The organism is Succinivibrio sp. (assembly GCF_045124615.1).
GTDB lineage: Bacteria > Pseudomonadota > Gammaproteobacteria > Enterobacterales > Succinivibrionaceae > Succinivibrio > Succinivibrio faecicola.
In genome coordinates, this window is sequence record NZ_JBGVMC010000112.1 from 1 (window position 1) to 1,837 (window position 1,837).

1 protein-coding gene is annotated in these 1,837 nt (G+C 38.0%); it reads right to left on the reverse strand.

Annotated elements, in window-relative coordinates; genetic code table 11:
• A partial coding sequence (locus tag ACJML3_RS03155; protein ID WP_406020541.1) for a hypothetical protein occupies positions 1-1,426 on the reverse strand: 1,426 nt, incomplete at its 3' end.
• Between the last annotated feature and the right edge of the window lie 411 nt (positions 1,427-1,837).

Sequence of the window (1,837 nt, forward strand, 5' to 3'; positions counted from 1 at the left end):
CAACTGCAGGACTGTTGGTGTTAATGTAGAAATTCTGCTCACGGCTTATATTTGTGTTTGAATTACCTTTGCTTTGTGCCTGCATGGTTTGCATACTTGCTACATCTGGCACTATAGGTGCATCTGTACCTGCATAGATAGTAGGTTGACTGTCTGATCCGTTTTCTGTGTTAATTCCTAAAGTAGATTTAACCCAATCAGGCAAAATATTTGATAAACCGCTTTTAACCTTTTCGATTAGACCGTCAATGTTTAAGGCGTTTTTCAATGCCGATCCAAAATTCATTACCGCATCAACAATCTTGTTAATAACTTCTTTCAGTACATCAAATACACCCTTAACATGGATAATTACACCCTCAATAATCTTAAATGCGCCTTTAAAGGTATTCTCTAAACCATCACAAAGTAACTTCCATGCGTTCTTTAGCATGGTAGTATCACCCGTAAAGAGAGCTACAATTGCGCCAAAAACACCTGCAACAATTGCCTCTAAGGTTTCAAATAAACCCCATATAGTCTGAAATACGCCTTTGAATGCTTCAACAATTCCTTTAAAGTTGTTTGTCTTTTCATTCCATAAGTTAAACCATCTTACAGTTAGATCCCATAATTGCTTTAAGCCGTTTGCAAGGTGTGTCCACCAATTATGTGTAATTGCAATAATTGCTTTTACGCCCTCTGACTGAGTAAAGGCGTTAAAGAATTTTGTGATCCATTCCCAAGCAATCTTTGTGTATTCGATCAGCGGTTTCCAAAATGCGCCTAGAGCACTTTCACCGCCTCTAAGATAAGTAACAAGATCATCAATAACTAGAATTAACAGACCGATCAAGCCTATAATCCATGTTAGAGGATTAGTAAGCATAGCTACTGCGAGCTTTAGAAATGCAGGGATAAGAATTGCTGTAATTACGCCTGCAACTACTGAGAAAAAGCGGATAATATTCTGTGAATTTCTATCAATCCAGTTTGAAAAATCATTAAGGCGATCAATCAGCCACTTAATAGCAGGCGATACCGAGCGCATAATTTTTGCGCTCAAATCATCCATTGTGATTTGAAATTTTACAACTGCTTCACGCCCTTTTTTGTATAGCTCTATATCTTCTCTGTTATAACGTGCGAGCATAGCACGTTTTTTGCGCCATTCCTCCATCTTCTGAGAATATGCGCCTGTAAGTTGTGCGACTTGTGCCACACCTGAGAAATAAGACTTGATAACTGCGCCAAGCGACATGAAGCCTGCAATAGGTGCTATTACGGTACGTGTGAGCATTGATGCCGTTGCTTTCCATTTTGCGCCCATAGCATCAATTGCCTGCCCTGTTGCCTTGATCTCCTGTTTGCTCTGATTTAAGCCTTTTTCTAACTGGCTAGAATCTAACCCCATTTTAATTAAAATTTGATTTCCGATACTAGCCATTTTATTTACCTCATTCTACTGATCTTGTCCTGTTGCTGTTTCTGGATAGTGTAATCATTTGAGATTTTTACCGCCAGAATTTCAAGCATATTCAGCGCATCTTCATAAGAGTAATAACACTCTAATTCTTTCAAAGTTGCGTAATGTTCACTTATAAGCGGTGCAAAATCTCTAGGGAAATTCAGCACCGTTATCAAATTTGAATAGTGTTCTAAATTTCTAGGGTAGTTCACTATTCTGCGAGTTGAAAAAAATCAAAAGAAATATTAAAACATTCCTTTTCAAGTTCAATTAGAGCCTTAATACTCTCAAAAGTATTCTCTAATTCCTGTTCATTAAGCTGTGTAATGCCTGCACCGCTCATTTTAACCGCTGTCTTTGATACTAGCTCAATAAGTAGATCGTTGACCT